We start from the raw sequence: 16,042 nt of genomic DNA, 5'->3' as shown, positions 1-16,042 counted from the left end.
ACAGGTAGAAAACGTGAGTCAATTTTTCCAGATCCATCCGGAAAACCCGCAAGCGCGCCTGATCAAACAGGCAGTCGAAATCATCCGCAAGGGCGGGGTGGTGATTTATCCCACGGACTCTTCCTACGCCATCGGTTGCCAGATCGGCGACAAGACCGCGATCGAGCGCGTGCGCCGTCTGCGCCAGCTCGACGAGAAGCACAACTTCGCGCTGATCTGCAGCGACCTGTCGCAACTGGGCAACTACGCCAAGATCGACACCGGTACTTTCCGCATTCTCAAGGCGCATCTGCCGGGGCCTTACACCTTTATCCTCAACGCCACCCGTGAAGTGCCGCGCCTGTTGCTGCATCCGAAGAAACGCACCATTGGCCTGCGGGTGCCGAGCCATCCGATTGCCCTGGCGTTGCTGGCCGAACTCGGCGAGCCGCTGATGAGCGTGACCCTGATCATGCCCGGCGATGAAGATCCGCTGAGCGACCCGTACGAAATGCGTCAATTGCTTGAACATCAGGTGGACCTGATCATCGACGGCGGTTTCGGCGGGATCAAGGCGTCCACCGTGATTGACCTGACCGGCGACGACCCGGAAGTGATCCGCGTCGGTTGCGGCGACCCCGCGCCGTTCATGGTCGAGGCCTGAATGTCCGCAGTGGAAACCGTTGTCGATCCCCAGGCCGGCGCCCAGCAGGAACTGCCGTTTGCCATGGTCTATGGCCAGGCGGTCACGGAAATGCCGCTGGACCTGTACATCCCGCCGGATGCGCTGGAAGTGTTTCTCGAAGCCTTTGAAGGCCCGCTTGACCTGCTGCTGTACCTGATCCGCAAACAGAACATCAACATCCTCGACATCCCGGTAGCGGAAATTACCCGTCAGTACATGGGCTATGTCGAGTTGATGCAGTCGGTGCGCCTGGAGTTGGCCGCCGAGTATCTGGTGATGGCGGCGATGCTGGCCGAGATCAAATCACGGATGCTCCTGCCGCGCGCCGAAACCGTCGAAGACGAAGAGGACGACCCGCGCGCCGAACTGATCCGTCGCCTGCAGGAATACGAACGCTTCAAGGCTGCCGCCGAAGGCATCGACGGCCTGAGCCGGGTCGGTCGCGACGTGGTGGTGCCCAAACTCGACGCCCCGGAAGCCCGGGCGCGCAAGCTGTTGCCGGACGTCGCGCTGGAAGAGATTCTGATGTCCATGGCCGAAGTGCTGCGCCGGGGCGATATGTTCGAGAGCCATCAGGTCAGCCGCGAGGCACTGTCGACTCGCGAGCGCATGAGCGATGTGCTGGAACGGCTCAAGGGCGGTGGTTTTGTGCCATTCGTCGAGCTGTTCACTGCCGAGGAAGGTCGCCTCGGTGTGGTGGTGACCTTTATGGCAATCCTTGAATTGGTCAAGGAATCCTTGGTCGAGCTGGTGCAGAATGAGCCGTTCGCCGCGATCCACGTGCGAGCCCGAGCCGAATAACGAGTCGAAACATGAACCTGACTGAACCCCGCGAGCTGGCGCCCCTGCTTGAAGCCTTTCTGTTGGCCTCGGGAAAACCGCAATCGCTTGAACGCCTCTACGAACTGTTCGAAGAAGGCGAACGGCCCGAACCGCCGGTCTTCAAGAAAGCCCTGAGCCTGCTGGCCAAGTCCTGCGAGGGCCGCGCGTTCGAGCTCAAGGAAGTCGCCTCCGGCTACCGCCTGCAGATCCGCGAGAAGTTTTCGCCGTGGGTCGGACGTTTGTGGGAAGAACGTCCGCAGCGCTATTCCCGGGCGCTGCTGGAAACCATGGCGCTGATTGCCTATCGCCAGCCGATCACCCGCGGCGAGATCGAAGACGTGCGGGGCGTGGCGGTCAACACCAACATCGTCAAGACGCTGATCGAGCGCGAGTGGATCCGCATCGTCGGTTACCGCGACGTGCCGGGCAAACCGGCGATGTTCGCTACTACCAAGGCGTTTCTCGATCATTTCAACCTGAAAAACCTCGAAGACTTGCCACCGCTGGCGGAACTGCGCGAGATGGAAACCGAGCCGGTCCTCGATTTCGACGACGCACCGGCACCGCAGGGCCTGCAGGAACAGGCCGACGCTAGAGCCGAGCCGGAAGAGCCGAAGGAAGAAACCAGCTTCCACACCTTGCTGCTGGAGCTGGACAGCATGGAGGAGGGGATCAAGACCGACTTCGACGATCTGTTGCGCGATGCCGCGGATGGTGAAGCGTCGACGACTGAGCCGGAAGTCGAGACCGTCGAGCCGGCGATTGACGTTGAACTTGAGGCCGAGCCTGAAGCCGAACCGGAAGAGGATGTGCTGGGCGTTGCCGAGGCCCGGGAAAAACTCCTGGCTGCCGTCGCCGCCCTCGAACAACCGGTGCCAGAACCTGAACCCGAGCTGAGCGAAGAAGAAGCCGAAGCTCGTGCGCTGGCGGAAGCCATCGAAGCCGAACGCCGTGAGTTCGAGGACTGACACGGTTTTCAAGATCACTGGTCAACCCCTGTGGGAGCGGGCTTGCTCGCGAATGCGGTGTGTCAGATATGCATGTATTGCCTGATACACCGCATTCGCGAGCAAGCCCGCTCCTACAGGGGCAAGTGTCGTTCTGGAGTATTCGATGAGTTCCACCAAAGACCCGTGCATCAGCCTGTGCAAGTTCAGCGACGACATCTGCCTCGGCTGTGGCCGCAGCAAGCGCGAGATCCGTGCCTGGAAGAAACTCGACAAGGACGACAAGCGCACAGTGCTGGCTGAAGCCGCGCTGCGCCTGATCAAACTCGGTGGCGCCGGTCGGCGGAAAAACAAATAACTGGCGATCGATCAGCTAGTCTCTGATGCGCGATGGCGCACATCCGCGTATGATTCGCGACCCTTCGGCGATCCCTTCGCCCGAAAACCAGATTTCAATGCTTCAGGCGTCGCCTGAACAGACCACACCGGGAGGTGCCCAGATGAGTGACATCAATCAGCAAGACGACCAGGAAATCGGCCCAGCAGGCGAAAAACTGCAGAAAGTCCTCGCCCGTATCGGCGTTGGCTCGCGCCGTGACGTCGAAGCCTGGATCAGCCAGGGCCGGATCAAGGTCAATGGCAAAGACGCCACCCTCGGCCTGCGCGTCGACATGCACGACGCCATCACTATCGATGGCAAGGTGATCAAGCGCGAAGAGGCTGCCGAGTCGGTACGCCGCGTGATCATGTACAACAAGCCCGATGGCGAAATCTGCACCCGTGACGACCCGGAAGGCCGTCCGACCGTGTTCGACAAGCTGCCGCGTCCGAAAGAAGGCCGCTGGATCAACATCGGTCGTCTCGACATCAACACCACCGGTCTGCTGATGTTCACCACTGACGGTGAGCTGGCCAACCGCCTGATGCACCCGTCCTACGAGATGGACCGTGAGTACGCCGTGCGTGTCCGCGGTGAAGTCGACGACGAAATGATCGAGCGCCTGAAGGCGGGCGTGGTACTGGAAGACGGTCCTGCGCGCTTCACCGACATCCAGCAGGCACCGGGCGGCGAAGGCTTCAACCACTGGTATCACTGCGTGGTGATGGAAGGCCGTAACCGTGAGGTTCGTCGTCTGTGGGAATCTCAAGGGCTGGTGGTCAGCCGTCTGAAGCGCGTGCGTTTCGGTCCGGTGTTCCTCAACTCTGATCTGCCGATGGGCCGCTGGCGCGAAATGAGCCAGTACGAAGTCGACGTGCTCAGTGCCGAAGTCGGCCTGACCCCGGTGGCGATGCCGCAACTCAACGCCAAGAGCAAGGACAAGCTGGAGCGTATGCAGCGCAAATCGTCGCGGCCGATGGCCAAGACCGAGCGCGTGCGTACCCTGCGTCCAGCCGCTGGCGCGCCGACCGGTCCGCGTCCGAGCCGTGAGCCGCAGATCGAAGGCGAGCGTCCGGGTCGCAAGCCGGCTGCACGTCCGGATGGCGAGCGCGCTCCGCGTGGTCGTACCGAGCGTGGCGAAGGTCGTGCGCCGGCCGGTCGCGGTACGCCGGTGGCGGATCGTCCTGCCGACACCACCAACAAGCGTCCGGCCAAGCCTGCACCGAAGCGTCCGGGGATCAAACTGGTCGACGGTGACAAGCCGTCGGGCAAGCGCCGCGGCGCACCGGCCGGTTCCGGTCAGCGTCCGGGTTTCGGTCGCAAGAAGCCGGAATAAAGCAGTTGTGAGCTTTGAGCGGCAAGCTTCGAGCTAAAGCAAAAAACGCCACCGCAGGGTTGGCGTTTTTTTTCGTCTGGCGGAAGGTATGTAGCGTCTGATTCGGCCTCTTCGCGAGCAGGCTCGCTCCCACATTAGAATTGCGTCGAACACAAATCTCCTGTGGGAGCGAGCCTGCTCGCGAAGGCGTCGGTCGCCTAAAACACAAATCGCCCATCAAACACCGGCTTGTCATCCAGCGCCAACACCCCGCCGGAGAAGATCAGGTCCAGGTGATGACTGCCCTTGGCCCCACCGCCCAGTCCCAGATGCAACCCACAATGCCGCTCTTCGAACCCGGCATTGCGCGCATACAGATCTTTCACACCTTCATTGGTACCAATCCCCAATTCCTCGATGCGTCGGTTTGACGGGTTGGCGTCCAGGTATTTGTTGAAGTCGTGTTCCAGCCCCGGCACATCGGTGGCGATGCGGCTGATGGTCGAGTTCTCGATCCACAGTTCCAGTGGCGACTCCAGCACGCCGTACTTGCGTGCAAACGGGATGGTGCTGAGGAACGTGCCCTTGAATTTCACATGGCCGTTGATGGCTTCGCTGTGGGTGGCGATTTCGCCGGGGGCCAGGTCGAAGTTGCCGACGCCGTTGATGTCGGTCCACTTCTTGATGCTGCTCAGCGGTGTTTCGAACCGCGAACCATGTTCGTCGGTAAAGCTTAGTGTGGTGGCCTGGGACATGCGCTGGATCAAGTGGCTGTTGAGCCCGGCGATGCGCTGCGGGGTGACGCTGAAAGTGTCGTAGAAATAGTCGCCGTAATCCTTGAACAGCAGCGACTTCTTCCAGTTTTCCGCCATCACGCCCTGCAGGGCGCGAACGAACTCCGGGCCGTCGGGGCGCGGGTTGGGCAGGGTGGAAGAGTCGTAGAAGAAAATGTACAGATCGCTGTCGGCAATCGCCGCGGTCAGCGTTGCGGTGCTTTCCAGGTCCAGGCGACGGGCACTGAACGTGAAGCGGGGATGATCGCCGGCCTGTTCGGCGATGGCGCCGGTCAGGGCTTCGTAATCGGCGGTGTGGCCGAGCAGTACCTTCGCTGAATCGAGACCGGCAAGGGCAGGGTGATGTTCGAGGTAGTAAAGGAAATGCGAGATCGCGCGGGGCTTATCCATGAGTCCTCCCTGACTGACCGTGAAGAAAGCGGCAGGCACGACCGGCCGGATCGTGCCTGCCCGGGGATGTCTTACAGAGGCCACATCGCCGTGCCGAACGGAACCACCGCGTCGGCTTGCATCATTTCCACAGCCGCCTCATGGGTCGGTGCTTCGAACCATTCGTCCAGTTGCAGTTCGGTGTCCAGGTCTTTTTCCAGTGCTTGCATGGTCGATCTCCTAGATGACTTTCACAGTTATGACTGGCCGGTCGAGTTGGCCGGCAAGACGTGAAGAACCTAGTTCAGGGTGTTTTGTAATGCAAAAAATTATTTATTTAAAATTTAAATAAACTTTTTATTCTGTTTTTAAGCGGCGGATTTCTTATTTGAAAACAAAAAACTAAGCGGCAACTTTCATTAGCAAGCTTGCTACCGTCAATTTGCAGACGTCCTACAGAATTTTCAGAAATGGAAAATCTGCGTTACGCGTCGTAAAGAAAAGTTTACGAAAATCCCGATGAAGCCCTGTGGATATACCCCCTTCCCGACGCTGTAAGGAAAACCTGCCGAAGCCCGGCTGCAAAGGCGTCGCGCAGGGCTCTGGCGCGCTTGTTTCAGCGCTGTTTGCAGGGTGAGATGCGCCTCATGCCTGTCGTGCAGGTGCATAACAAGAAGGAGGCGCAATGAACGCCGTGATCGATCTCCACTTCTCTCCGTGGGGCGGTTTTTCGCTCGTCCCCGTCGATGGCCTGCAAAGGCCTGACTCAATTTTTGCAGCCGCCCGATTGTCTCGAGGCGGACCCACGCAATCCCGGCAAGCGCCACGCTGATCCAGCGGGGTCTGGCAGCAGGGGGTTAGCGGTGTACAATGCGCCGCGTTTTAACTGTGACCCTCTGCGTAATCGCGCAAACCTCAAGGTTATCCGCCTTGTTCACTCCGCCACGTCACAAGCGTGTCGGGTTCGATTTCGTCACAGATAAAAACAAACAGGTGACGCATGACCGTTGTAAAAACGCTGAATTCCTGGTGCTTGCGCTGGGGTTTGATCGGGGTTGTCTGAAATCGCAACCTTGCAGCAACGTCTACTGAACATCATCAAACCTTGCGTGGGACCTTTTTCATGAGTGGACAAAACTCGCAATCAGGCGAGCTGAAACGCGGCCTGAAAAATCGCCATATTCAACTGATCGCCCTCGGTGGCGCGATCGGTACCGGATTGTTCCTCGGCTCGGCCGGGGTGCTGAAATCCGCCGGCCCGTCGATGATCCTCGGCTACGCCATCTGCGGCTTCATCGCCTTCATGATCATGCGCCAGCTCGGCGAGATGATCGTCGAAGAGCCGGTGGCCGGTTCCTTCAGCCATTTCGCGCACAAGTACTGGGGCGGTTTTGCCGGTTTCCTGTCGGGCTGGAACTGCTGGATTCTGTACATTCTGGTGGGCATGTCGGAGCTGACCGCGGTCGGCAAGTACATCCACTACTGGGCGCCGGACATCCCGACCTGGGTCACCGCCGCCGCCTTCTTCGTGCTGATCAACGCGATCAACCTGGCCAACGTCAAAGTCTTCGGTGAAGCTGAATTCTGGTTCGCGATCATCAAGGTCGTGGCGATCGTCGGCATGATCGCGCTGGGCAGCTACCTGCTGGTCAGCGGCCATGGCGGCCCGCAGGCCTCGGTCAGCAACCTGTGGTCGCACGGCGGGTTCTTCCCCAACGGCGTCAGCGGTCTGGTGATGGCGATGGCGATCATCATGTTCTCCTTCGGCGGTCTGGAAATGCTCGGTTTCACCGCAGCCGAAGCCGACAAGCCGAAGACCGTGATCCCGAAAGCGATCAACCAGGTGATCTACCGCATCCTGATTTTCTACATCGGCGCGCTGGTGATCCTGCTGTCGCTGACTCCTTGGGACAGCCTGCTGGCAACCCTCAACGCGTCCGGCGATTCGTACAGCGGCAGCCCGTTCGTGCAGGTGTTCTCGATGCTCGGCAGCAACACCGCCGCGCACATCCTCAACTTCGTGGTGCTGACCGCAGCGCTGTCGGTGTACAACAGCGGCACCTACTGCAACAGCCGCATGCTGCTGGGCATGGCCGAGCAGGGCGATGCGCCGAAAGGTCTGGCGAAGATCGACAAGCGCGGCGTGCCGGTGCGTTCGATCCTGGCGTCGGCAGCGGTCACGCTGGTGGCCGTGCTGCTCAACTATCTGATCCCGCAGCAGGCGCTGGAACTGCTGATGTCGCTGGTGGTTGCAACGCTGGTGATCAACTGGGCGATGATCAGCTTCTCGCACTTCAAGTTCCGACAGCACATGAACAAGACGCAGCAGACACCACTGTTCAAGGCGCTGTGGTACCCGTACGGCAACTACATCTGCCTGGCGTTCGTGGTGTTCATCCTTGGCGTGATGCTGCTGATCCCGGGCATCCAGATCTCGGTGTACGCGATTCCGGTGTGGGTCGTGTTCATGTGGGTCTGCTACGTGATCAAGAACAAGCGTGGAGCGCAGCAGGCGCTGCACGCGGCGGGTTCTGCCGCGAAGTAAGCCAGACGCAGAAAGTGAGAAACCCGGCCAATGTGCCGGGTTTTTTATTGGTCGTCAGACGTATTCGGCGATGGGATGGGCTGTGCAGAACGCTTCGGTCTGCAACCGGAATTGCTCGCGCAAGGCCGGTTCCAGCAGGTAATCCTGCTCGCTGATCGGTCTCACACTGTCGAGGATCCGGCAGATCAGATCGACGATCTGGCGACATCCCTGCGGATCGATTCTGCGCTGCGCGATGGAGCCCGTGCCGATGCGCAGACCGCTAGTAATGAGTGAAGGGCGTGTCTCGCCCGGTACACGATATTTGTCCACGATAATTGCGCAACGCTCCAGCGCCGACTCGGCAATGGCGCCGGTAATGCCGCCACGCAACCGAATCAATACCGTATGGTTCTCACTGCCCCCGCCGACGACTTCGTAGTCGTGAGCCTGAAAGGCGCTGGCGAACTCGTCAGCCGTGCTGCGAACCCGCCCCATGCTTCTGTCGAACTCCGTGGACTTTGCGTAAGCCAGAGCCGCCGCCTTCGCGGCGATCATGTTGACGGCAGGCGCGCCCTGCATTCGCGGATAAACGGCCTGGTCGAGGGCGCGGCTGAATGTCGTCCTCAAGCCGGGGACCTTGGTGTTCGCCGCTTGACCCGAAAGGATCAGACCGCCGCGCGGGCCCATGAGTTGTTTGTGGGTGCAGGTGGTGGTGACGTGTGCGATGTCGATCGGACTGGGATGCCGCCCTGTGGCAACCAGTCCGGCGATATGCGAAATATCGGCGAGCAGGATGGCGCCGGCTTCATCGGCAATCTCGCGAAATCGTTGGAAATCGATGACCCGTGAGTACGCCGTCGCGCCGCACATGATGATGCGTGGGCGATGGGCGAGCGCCAGTTTGCGCACCTGGTCGTAATCGATGACCCCCGCTGAAGTCGTGCCGTACCGAATCGCCTTGTAGTAAATGCCGGCGAATGAGGTGGAACTGCCATGGGTATGATGGCCGCCGTATTTGACGCCCATTCCCAGCAAGGTATCGCCTGGTTCGAGCAGGGCGGTCAGCACGTGGTAATTGGCGTTTGATGCCGAATGCGATTGCACGCTTGCGTACTGGGCATCGAACAGTTCCCGCGCTCTGCGGATGGCAAGCGCTTCGACCAGATCGACGTTTTCGCACCCGCCGCCGTAACGTCTGCCGGGCAACCCCTCGGCCGTCACATTGACCAGTGCCGAAGCGGAGGCGGCCAGGGTCATGGGCCTGACGGCGCAAGAGGAGGAGACCAGCGACAGCACCTGGTGCTGACGGGCAACTTCCGCGTCGAGGATCCCTGCCAGTTCGGCGTCTTGCGCCCACAGATCCGCCAGGCCCCGTTGCAGCAGATCAGCCTGGTTCATGAGCGGTTCGGTATGGACTGCCATTGTCTGTATTCCTTCCCTGTGTGCAGCGCGCTGCGAACGAGCGCGACTTCCTTGGTTTTACCGGAGGGTGCGTGCGTTTCTGCCCTTGCCCGACCGGATACAGCGGATTCCTTGTTTTCGCGGCAGTGCGCGCAAACTAATCTCTGTATCGACGACCCGTTTTCTGCTGACTGCGGTCGCTGCCGACAGCCCGGTTGCCCGACGCATCATAGGTTTTTCACGGCGGAACACCAGAAAATTAATCAGAAAAATGAACATTGTTCAAATAAAATGATTCTTTTCTCAGGGCCTCAGGGTGTAAAACTGCAGGCGGGAAGGATCGCTATTCACGAGATTCTGCTGGCCGATAAGCAGAACTGACGGGTCAGTAAAGAATTCGAATTGTTCTTTCTGGTTCACACCAGCGGTGTTGTTCACACTATGTTTATGCCGAAATCAGGGAGGGGGAATGCTATGATCTGCCGCGGCTCTAATACCCGTATAACTATTTCCTAGTGGGCCTGTTGAGTCCCTGAATGATGATTCGAGGGGTATTTTCAAATTGCCTTTATAAAAGACGGTAAGCATTCCATGCACAGAAGAGAACGATCGGAGAATCTGAAGAACAATATCAAGTACCTGATAAAGAGTCGTGGGGAAACGCAGCTGTCGTTATGTAATTCCAGTGGACTGACCCGAACCACGATCTACAACATTCTTGAAGGTAAAGTGGTCAACGTACAGCAGTCCACTGTGCGCAAGATTTCCGACTTTTTCGGAGTGTCCTACGAAGAGATAGAGACGATCTCGTTTGAAGAAAAGGAAATCATCGACAGCAGCATCTCGCCGCAGGGCAACATGAACCCGGCGGCAGTGCCTGTCATCAAGGAAAGTCTGCTTCTGCAGAATCTGGATAAGCGAATCGGCGAGTTGGCGACGATTTTTCCATTGACTTACTATTTCGGAACGTCCTTCAATTTGATAGGCGTCCTGCTGGAAAATGAAGTCAGTGGCATGAATGAACCGGGCGACCTGCTGATCGTGCAGAAAGGCGCGGCAAGCATCGACAAGGAAAAACTGGTGTATGACAAGGTCAGTAAAAGGTTATTCATAACAACTGAAGTTGATCTTGCGCTGGAGAGTGTTTGTGTTGTCGGGGATATAATCGAGGAACGATTTAATGGATTGCAGCGTTGAAAGGGAAAACACCAAATATAAGCTGTTGGGGTTCGAAAACGGAAAAAGCCTGGCGGTGATCATGGTCATTGCGACAGGCAAGATAATTAAAATAAAGCTGAGTGAAGTGTTGAATAGTGAGATTATGGATAATCTGAACAAGATAGAAGTAAAGAATCTGTACAAGAAATTCTACTCCCAGGGAGGGTCGCTTACCGCTTATGAAATAAATGATCGCCACGAGAGTTCCTGGATGATTTATATCATTCTGAACCTGATGCTGTTCACGCTTTATATTTTTACCAGCATTGCTGCGACCAAGCCTATCTATCTGGAATATTTTGATATTGTCGTAACGCCGGGTACTTTCCTGTATCCGCTGACGTTTTTGATCGTCGACTTGCTGAATGAAACCTTCGGCCTCCGGTTGGCGCGCAAGGCGATACTCTTCGCGTTCATCAGTAATGCGGCCATTATCATTTTGCTGGCCATGACTACGTACCTTCCCGGGCTACCCGGGTGGAAGCTCGACGGGCCTTACAATGATGTGATCAGTCAGCTGTCGTCGGTGCTGGTAGCTTCGTCTGTATCGTTTCTGGTGTCGGAAAATATAAACTCTTATCTGTTGTGCAAAATCAAAGAACTGACCAACTCCCGGTTTCTCTTTTTGCGGGTGTTTCTGAGTACTTTGTTTGCGGTGATAATCGACAGTTTTCTTTTCTGCTACATCGCCTTTTACGGGACGATGGAGAACAGCGCGATACTCAGCATGATTTACGTCCAGATCGCGATAAAGGTCGGTTTTGCGTTCTTCAATATCATGCCGGCATACGGTGCCAGGTCATTGTTCAAGAGGTATCTGACGGGTAGTCAGGCTTGATGGATTAAATAATGCGCTCACTCGAAATTTTCAAGTGAGCGCATTTTTATATGCTGGGTGCTTTATTGCAGATTCAGCTTCGCTTTCAAGCTGTTTATCACCTCATCCTTGTTTTCCAGAAACTCATTGAGGCCTTTTGCGCGTAGATTGCAAGCGTCGCAATTTGCACATCCGCTACCGGTTATGCCGTTGTAGCAGGTCAGTGTCTGGTGGCGAACCAAATCAAGCTGATGGTGATGATCGGCCAACGCCCAGGTTTCCGCCTTGTTCAGCCACATCAGCGGAGTATCAAGTTTCAATGAGTAATCCATGCCCAGCTCAAGGGCTTTGTTCAGTGCCTTGACGAACTCGTCCCGGCAATCCGGATAGCCCGAGAAGTCCGTTTCGCAAACCCCGGTGATGACCGTTCTGGCTTGTACCTGATAGGCGTAAATAGAGGCGAGGGTCAAAAACAGGATGTTTCTTCCCGGCACAAAGGTGCTTGGCAGACTTTCGCCAGAACTATTAACCGTCGGAACCGGGATGTTGTCGCGAGTCAGGCTGCTGATGGCCAGCTCATTCAGCAAAGATACATCCATCACTTTATGCACGGTCACGCCGAGCTGTTTGGCCAGTTGCTGCGCGACTTCGATTTCCGCGCGATGACGCTGACCATAGTCAAACGTGATGCAATGAATTTCGTCATAGTGGCTCAGTGCATGGATCAAACAGGTCGTCGAGTCCTGTCCGCCACTAAAAACGATAACTGCTTTATTGCTCATGCTTATGCTTCCTGCATTGAACTGGTAAATTTTCGCTGGGGATCATAACGCGAAACGATTGATGCAAGAAGTTGCGCATGGCCGCAGGAGACCTGCTTTGTGGCTAATCGCGGTATCCTGCACGCTCTGAATTCGGACTTTTTTCCATGCTGGTGATTTCCAACAACGTGCATCTGCCGGATGCCGAGATCGAATTGACGTACATCCGCGCGCAAGGCGCCGGTGGGCAGAACGTCAACAAGGTCTCCAGCGCTGTGCACCTGCGCTTCGACATTCCGGCCTCGTCCTTGCCCGAGTTCTACAAGGAACGGCTGCTGGCGCTGCGTGACAGTCGCATCACCAGCGATGGCGTGTTGATCATCAAGGCTCAGCAGTACCGCACGCAGGAAGCCAACCGTGCCGATGCGCTGGAGCGTCTGACCGAGTTGATCCTCAGCGCCACCAAGGTCGAAAAGAAGCGCCGCCCGACCAAGCCGACCCTCGGCTCGAAGAAGCGCCGGCTCGAATCCAAGACCAAGCGCGGTAGCATCAAGGCCGGGCGCGGCAAGGTGGATTTTTAAGGGTTGGTGTCATGGAGTTGTTCCATTTCATCCGGAGCGGGCATTGTATCCATTACGCACCTCTCAACTTAAATCAATTTCCGGACATTGAACGACTCTTTTATAACTAATTGGTCTACATTACTGTCATATCTGACAGGTGTGCCGGATTGCTGTTACACGTTTACTGAGCTCTCTTTTCATTGATTGAGCAAAAGTAAATGAATAACTTAAATGTTGTGCGTGGTACTCCTGATACTGATTTTGGTGTGCGCAGTGAGGTCGTTTTATACGGAGAACAAGGTCAGAGGCTTCAACCTCGGGTCGTCACTCTTCTCTCAGAACCGAACAGGATTCTTTGCGCAGCAACTGACGAGGAGCGGCAAGAGATTTACCTGTGCATGCTTGATGAGGAAGGAGGTATCGACGAGAGTTTCGGAAAAACGGGTAGTGTTTTTTTTAGACTCTCGGAGTTTTTTCCTGGGTGGGATTTGCCGCAGCCCTATAGCGTGAAGTTTGATAGTGTTCATGGCAAGTATGTGTTGGGGTTCTTCGCTCGTAAAGACGGCTTTAATCGTGCTACGGGCCTGGCTCGATTCGATTTGAATGGGAAACTTGATGAAGGGTTTGGCAGCGAAGGCGTCATGTTGTGGAGTCTGGATCTGAAAGAGGTTGTTCCTGCAAGTTTAGATGTTCCAAAGATGAAGCAACCTCTGGCGGATAAGGGGCGCGACTACCACGGAACTATGGAATTATTGGACGATGGCGGCGTTTTGCTTCTGACCACGCTTGATGAAAGAGGACTTTTCGATAGTGCGATCCTGGTCAAGTTAAAAAATAACGGTAGTTTGGACGGAGCGTTCGGTAATGGCGGGTACCGATTAGTTTTTCGAGGTCCGTCTGTTTTAGTCATAGGACAGGATATGTTTCGCCAAGGCGATGGTTATATTGTCGCCGCTTCAGAGGGGCTGCGTGATAAACGTTGGTTTGTTGGCCGGTATGATGCCGGTGGTGATCTTGACGCCAGTTTTGGGGTCGGAGGATATTATGATGGAGTACCTTCGGTTAAAAACGTCATTCTGAAACGCGACGATCGTTCTCAGTTTTATATTGTAGGTACTTCGGATAATGGAGTTCCGCAGTATCTGTTTCTCCAGCTTCAACGTCGCGGGCTCAAAGGCGAGGAAGATCCACTTTTTGGCAAACAAGGGTGGGGAGGATTTATCACTGATGATTTCAGCGATATCTATATGACGAAAGCAGTACTTTATAATTTGAAATCAACCGTTGTGGTAGCAGGTTATGCTTATTTGCGTGGCGGGTCGGATAGTCAGGCATTTATTGCCAGTCTTGAACAAGACATGGGTTGGGACGAGGGGTTTGGTAATGTTGGAAAGGTTGTATTTCCAAAAGACCAGATTATTCACGATCTCGCGGTCCAGGAAGATCGAAAAATTGTGTTTGTATCCAGTAAAAATAGAGAGAACGGTAGCTTCGCCATTTTCCGTTTGCACGGTTAGCGTATAAAAGCCGCAGTTGTTTATTGGCCATTCGGAACCAATGAATGGCCAATATTGGGCGATCAATGAAAGTGGTGTTTTGGTTTAATGCGGTACAAATACACACTCAGGATCAGGCCGCTCAGTGAGGCAATGGCGGCAAACAGAAAGATCGAAGCAAAGCCGAAACCCGCCGCAATTGCCCCCGCCAACGGTCCGGTGATCCCCAGCGACAAGTCGATGAACAGCGAGTACGCGCCGACCGCTGCGCCACGGCTGGAGGCTGGCACCAGATTCACCGCCTCCACGCCCAGCGCCGGGAATACCAGCGAGAAGCCGAAACCGCTCAACGCCGCCCCGGCCAGCGCCCAATGCGCATCCGGCGCCAGCCACAGCAGCAACAGGCCGAGGGTTTCCACCGACAGGCAGGCGATCGCTACGCGGAAGCCGCCGAGGCGGTTGATCAGGTTGCCGAACAGCAGTCGCGCGCCGATGAAGCTGGCGCCGAACAGGCTCAGGCACAGCACTGCGTTGTCCCAGTGCCGGGTGGCGTAATACAGGGTGATGAAGGTGGCGATGGTGCCGAAACCAATCGAGCCTAGCGCCAGGCCGCAGCCGTGGGGGAACACGCGACCGAGCACATGCATGAACGGCAAGCGCTCGCCGGCGACAATCGGCGCCGCGGTTTTCGGCCACGCCAGCAGCAGGCCCAGCGCTGCCAGCAGAATGATGCTGACGCCCATGCTCCACAATCCCAGCTGGCCGACCAGCCAGACCCCGAACGGCGCGCCGACCGCGAGCGCGCCGTAACTGGCGATGCCGTTCCACGAAATCACTTTGGCGGTGTTCGCCGCGCCAACGCGGCCGATGCCCCAGCCGATCGAACCGGAGCCCACCAGACTTTCCGCGCTGCCCAGCACCAGACGCCCGATCAACAGGCTGATCAGGCTGAACATCGGCAAGTTGGGTGTCCACGCCGAAATCAGCATAAACACACCACTCAAGCCGCATCCGGCCAGACCGATCATCACCGCGCGCTTGCTGCCCTGGTTGTCGATGATCTTGCCGGCGTACGGGCGGCTGAGCAGGGTGGCGAGGTATTGCACGCTGATCACCAGCCCGGCGATCACCGCGCCAAAGCCCAAATCACTATGGACGTAACCCGGCAGCACGGCGAGCGGAATGCCGATGTTCAGGTAGCCGATGAAGGTGAAGAGGACGATGGACACGACTTGCAGCGTGACCGCCAGGGGGCGCTGGGGTTGTGGCATAGAGGACGACATGAGAAACGATCCACGGCAAAGCAGGATTAGATAGGCTGCTTATGATACCGGCGCGGACGAGTCAGGGGCGGGGAAAAGTAAAACTATTTGCCGGGAGGGTGGCTTCAGGGTTTGGCCGGGGCGACCAGTTGTGTAGTGACCAGTGCAGCGAGGGCGTTTTCTTCGCTGCCGAAACGGGCGAGCAGGGCGGCCTGCTTTTCCGGGGAGAGGCGGTTCCAGATCTCGATCATTTTCTCGGTGGCGCCGATCAGGACGGCGGCTTGGCTTTCAGAGAATTCGTCGGTCATGGCGGGCTCGGTTTCAGGCAGTGTGGAAAGCGCATCTTAGCGCTTTCCACACGGTCTGTACGGCGGGGTTTTACTCTTCGCTGTCGGCCTGGCGGCTCTCAACGGCTTCTTTCGGCTCGGGCTGTTGGGCACCGGCTTGTTGCGTGGTCGTCTGCTCAGGTACGTGCAGGCTTGGGAAGGGGAGATTAGGAATCTCGTGCATGGTTGCGCTCCTCGCTAAGTCTGTTGATAGATCTGGTAGATCCGCGCTTCTTGAAAGCCTGCGCAGGATACAGCAGGAAAAATGACAATCAGACTTTTAATTGAAAATAATGCGACAGATGGCCGCAGGGGGGGCGCGATAACAAAGGTCGCCGCAAAAACAACTGTAGGAGTGAGCCTGCTCGCGATGGCGGTGTG

General features: G+C 56.8%; 17 protein-coding genes. 10 read left to right on the top strand and 7 right to left on the bottom strand.

The features are described from left to right. The first annotated feature begins 13 nt into the window (after window positions 1-13). From H043_RS0123885 to rluB, 5 genes are all read left to right on the top strand, one after another. Window positions 14-643: an L-threonylcarbamoyladenylate synthase gene (locus tag H043_RS0123885; RefSeq protein ID WP_007966016.1), complete on the top strand. Its 630-nt coding sequence runs from the start codon at window positions 14-16 to the stop codon at window positions 641-643. Between the two features lie 123 nt (window positions 644-766). After that, window positions 767-1,465, top strand: coding sequence for a ScpA family protein (locus tag H043_RS0123880; RefSeq protein WP_171061841.1), 699 nt, complete (start codon window positions 767-769; stop codon window positions 1,463-1,465). Between the two features lie 11 nt (window positions 1,466-1,476). Then, a complete protein-coding gene (gene scpB / locus H043_RS0123875) occupies window positions 1,477-2,454 on the top strand; it encodes an SMC-Scp complex subunit ScpB (RefSeq protein WP_027613972.1) in 978 nt (325 codons plus the stop codon). Window positions 2,455-2,599: 145 nt separating this feature from the next. After that, window positions 2,600-2,791, top strand: a complete 192-nt coding sequence (locus H043_RS0123870; protein WP_027613971.1) for a DUF1289 domain-containing protein — start codon at window positions 2,600-2,602, stop codon at window positions 2,789-2,791. 142 nt (window positions 2,792-2,933) lie between these two features. Beyond that, a complete protein-coding gene (rluB, locus tag H043_RS0123865) occupies window positions 2,934-4,148 on the top strand; it encodes a 23S rRNA pseudouridine(2605) synthase RluB (RefSeq protein ID WP_027613970.1) in 1,215 nt (404 codons plus the stop codon). A 197-nt stretch (window positions 4,149-4,345) separates the two neighbouring features. Here rluB and H043_RS0123860 read toward each other — a convergent pair whose 3' ends face one another. Together H043_RS0123860 and H043_RS30515 are read right to left on the bottom strand one after the other, a co-directional pair. After that, window positions 4,346-5,311, bottom strand: coding sequence for a leucyl aminopeptidase (aminopeptidase T) (locus tag H043_RS0123860; RefSeq protein ID WP_027613969.1), 966 nt, complete (start codon window positions 5,309-5,311; stop codon window positions 4,346-4,348). 71 nt (window positions 5,312-5,382) lie between these two features. Next, window positions 5,383-5,520: a hypothetical protein gene (locus H043_RS30515; protein WP_003222780.1), complete on the bottom strand. Its 138-nt coding sequence runs from the start codon at window positions 5,518-5,520 to the stop codon at window positions 5,383-5,385. An 893-nt stretch (window positions 5,521-6,413) separates the two neighbouring features. Between H043_RS30515 and H043_RS0123850 the strand changes: the two genes are divergently transcribed. Further along, window positions 6,414-7,835: an amino acid permease gene (locus tag H043_RS0123850; RefSeq protein WP_027613968.1), complete on the top strand. Its 1,422-nt coding sequence runs from the start codon at window positions 6,414-6,416 to the stop codon at window positions 7,833-7,835. Window positions 7,836-7,889: 54 nt separating this feature from the next. Here the strand turns inward: H043_RS0123850 and glyA are convergent, their stop codons facing one another. Then, complete coding sequence (glyA, locus tag H043_RS0123845) at window positions 7,890-9,239, bottom strand: serine hydroxymethyltransferase (protein ID WP_027613967.1); 1,350 nt, start codon at window positions 9,237-9,239, stop codon at window positions 7,890-7,892. A gap of 570 nt (window positions 9,240-9,809) precedes the next feature. On the opposite strand from glyA, the gene H043_RS0123835 reads away from it, so the two are divergent. Then, the gene (locus tag H043_RS0123835) at window positions 9,810-10,415 is read left to right on the top strand and encodes a helix-turn-helix transcriptional regulator (protein WP_027613966.1); all 606 of its coding nucleotides are present in this window, start codon (window positions 9,810-9,812) and stop codon (window positions 10,413-10,415) included. Then, on the top strand, window positions 10,399-11,274 hold the full coding sequence (locus H043_RS0123830) for a queuosine precursor transporter (protein WP_027613965.1): 876 nt from the start codon (window positions 10,399-10,401) through the stop codon (window positions 11,272-11,274). Before H043_RS0123835 ends, H043_RS0123830 begins: the two co-directional genes overlap by 17 nt. A 62-nt stretch (window positions 11,275-11,336) precedes the next feature. Here H043_RS0123830 and queC read toward each other — a convergent pair whose 3' ends face one another. Continuing rightward, complete coding sequence (gene queC / locus H043_RS0123825) at window positions 11,337-12,035, bottom strand: 7-cyano-7-deazaguanine synthase QueC (protein ID WP_027613964.1); 699 nt, start codon at window positions 12,033-12,035, stop codon at window positions 11,337-11,339. A 146-nt stretch (window positions 12,036-12,181) separates the two neighbouring features. Here queC and arfB point away from each other — a divergent pair, with 146 nt between their 5' ends. Continuing rightward, complete coding sequence (arfB, locus tag H043_RS0123820) at window positions 12,182-12,595, top strand: alternative ribosome rescue aminoacyl-tRNA hydrolase ArfB (protein WP_027613963.1); 414 nt, start codon at window positions 12,182-12,184, stop codon at window positions 12,593-12,595. 200 nt (window positions 12,596-12,795) lie between these two features. Further along, on the top strand, window positions 12,796-14,094 hold the full coding sequence (locus H043_RS0123815) for a hypothetical protein (protein ID WP_027613962.1): 1,299 nt from the start codon (window positions 12,796-12,798) through the stop codon (window positions 14,092-14,094). Window positions 14,095-14,156: 62 nt separating this feature from the next. On the opposite strand, the gene H043_RS0123810 is transcribed toward H043_RS0123815, so the two are convergent. The 3 genes from H043_RS0123810 to H043_RS30840 form a co-directional block, all read right to left on the bottom strand. Further along, entirely contained in the window at window positions 14,157-15,356 is a 1,200-nt protein-coding gene (locus H043_RS0123810; RefSeq protein ID WP_049827945.1) for an MFS transporter, read from the bottom strand. Window positions 15,357-15,460: 104 nt separating this feature from the next. Next, window positions 15,461-15,643: a hypothetical protein gene (locus tag H043_RS0123805; protein WP_003222790.1), complete on the bottom strand. Its 183-nt coding sequence runs from the start codon at window positions 15,641-15,643 to the stop codon at window positions 15,461-15,463. A 70-nt stretch (window positions 15,644-15,713) separates the two neighbouring features. Then, complete coding sequence (locus tag H043_RS30840) at window positions 15,714-15,845, bottom strand: hypothetical protein (RefSeq protein WP_256214475.1); 132 nt, start codon at window positions 15,843-15,845, stop codon at window positions 15,714-15,716. Window positions 15,846-16,042 lie beyond the last annotated feature (197 nt).

Source organism: Pseudomonas sp. URIL14HWK12:I6, from assembly GCF_000514195.1.
GTDB classification, from domain to species: domain Bacteria; phylum Pseudomonadota; class Gammaproteobacteria; order Pseudomonadales; family Pseudomonadaceae; genus Aquipseudomonas; species Aquipseudomonas putida_A.
Note: the sequence above shows the minus strand (reverse complement) of the source record. Positions and strands in the feature narration are given on the sequence as shown.

Bases quoted from the DNA above. Each gene is read 5' to 3' on its own strand.
- scpB (WP_027613972.1), top strand. From the start codon at position 1,477: ATGAACCTGACTGAACCCCGCGAGCTGGCGCCCCTGCTTGAAGCCTTT.
- H043_RS0123870 (WP_027613971.1), top strand. From the start codon at position 2,600: ATGAGTTCCACCAAAGACCCGTGCATCAGCCTGTGCAAGTTCAGCGAC.
- rluB (WP_027613970.1), top strand. From the start codon at position 2,934: ATGAGTGACATCAATCAGCAAGACGACCAGGAAATCGGCCCAGCAGGC.
- H043_RS0123860 (WP_027613969.1), bottom strand. From the start codon at position 5,311: ATGGATAAGCCCCGCGCGATCTCGCATTTCCTTTACTACCTCGAACAT.
- H043_RS30515 (WP_003222780.1), bottom strand. From the start codon at position 5,520: ATGCAAGCACTGGAAAAAGACCTGGACACCGAACTGCAACTGGACGAA.
- H043_RS0123850 (WP_027613968.1), top strand. From the start codon at position 6,414: ATGAGTGGACAAAACTCGCAATCAGGCGAGCTGAAACGCGGCCTGAAA.
- glyA (WP_027613967.1), bottom strand. From the start codon at position 9,239: ATGGCAGTCCATACCGAACCGCTCATGAACCAGGCTGATCTGCTGCAA.
- H043_RS0123835 (WP_027613966.1), top strand. From the start codon at position 9,810: ATGCACAGAAGAGAACGATCGGAGAATCTGAAGAACAATATCAAGTAC.
- H043_RS0123830 (WP_027613965.1), top strand. From the start codon at position 10,399: ATGGATTGCAGCGTTGAAAGGGAAAACACCAAATATAAGCTGTTGGGG.
- queC (WP_027613964.1), bottom strand. From the start codon at position 12,035: ATGAGCAATAAAGCAGTTATCGTTTTTAGTGGCGGACAGGACTCGACG.
- arfB (WP_027613963.1), top strand. From the start codon at position 12,182: ATGCTGGTGATTTCCAACAACGTGCATCTGCCGGATGCCGAGATCGAA.
- H043_RS0123815 (WP_027613962.1), top strand. From the start codon at position 12,796: ATGAATAACTTAAATGTTGTGCGTGGTACTCCTGATACTGATTTTGGT.
- H043_RS0123810 (WP_049827945.1), bottom strand. From the start codon at position 15,356: ATGTCGTCCTCTATGCCACAACCCCAGCGCCCCCTGGCGGTCACGCTG.
- H043_RS0123805 (WP_003222790.1), bottom strand. From the start codon at position 15,643: ATGACCGACGAATTCTCTGAAAGCCAAGCCGCCGTCCTGATCGGCGCC.
- H043_RS30840 (WP_256214475.1), bottom strand. From the start codon at position 15,845: ATGCACGAGATTCCTAATCTCCCCTTCCCAAGCCTGCACGTACCTGAG.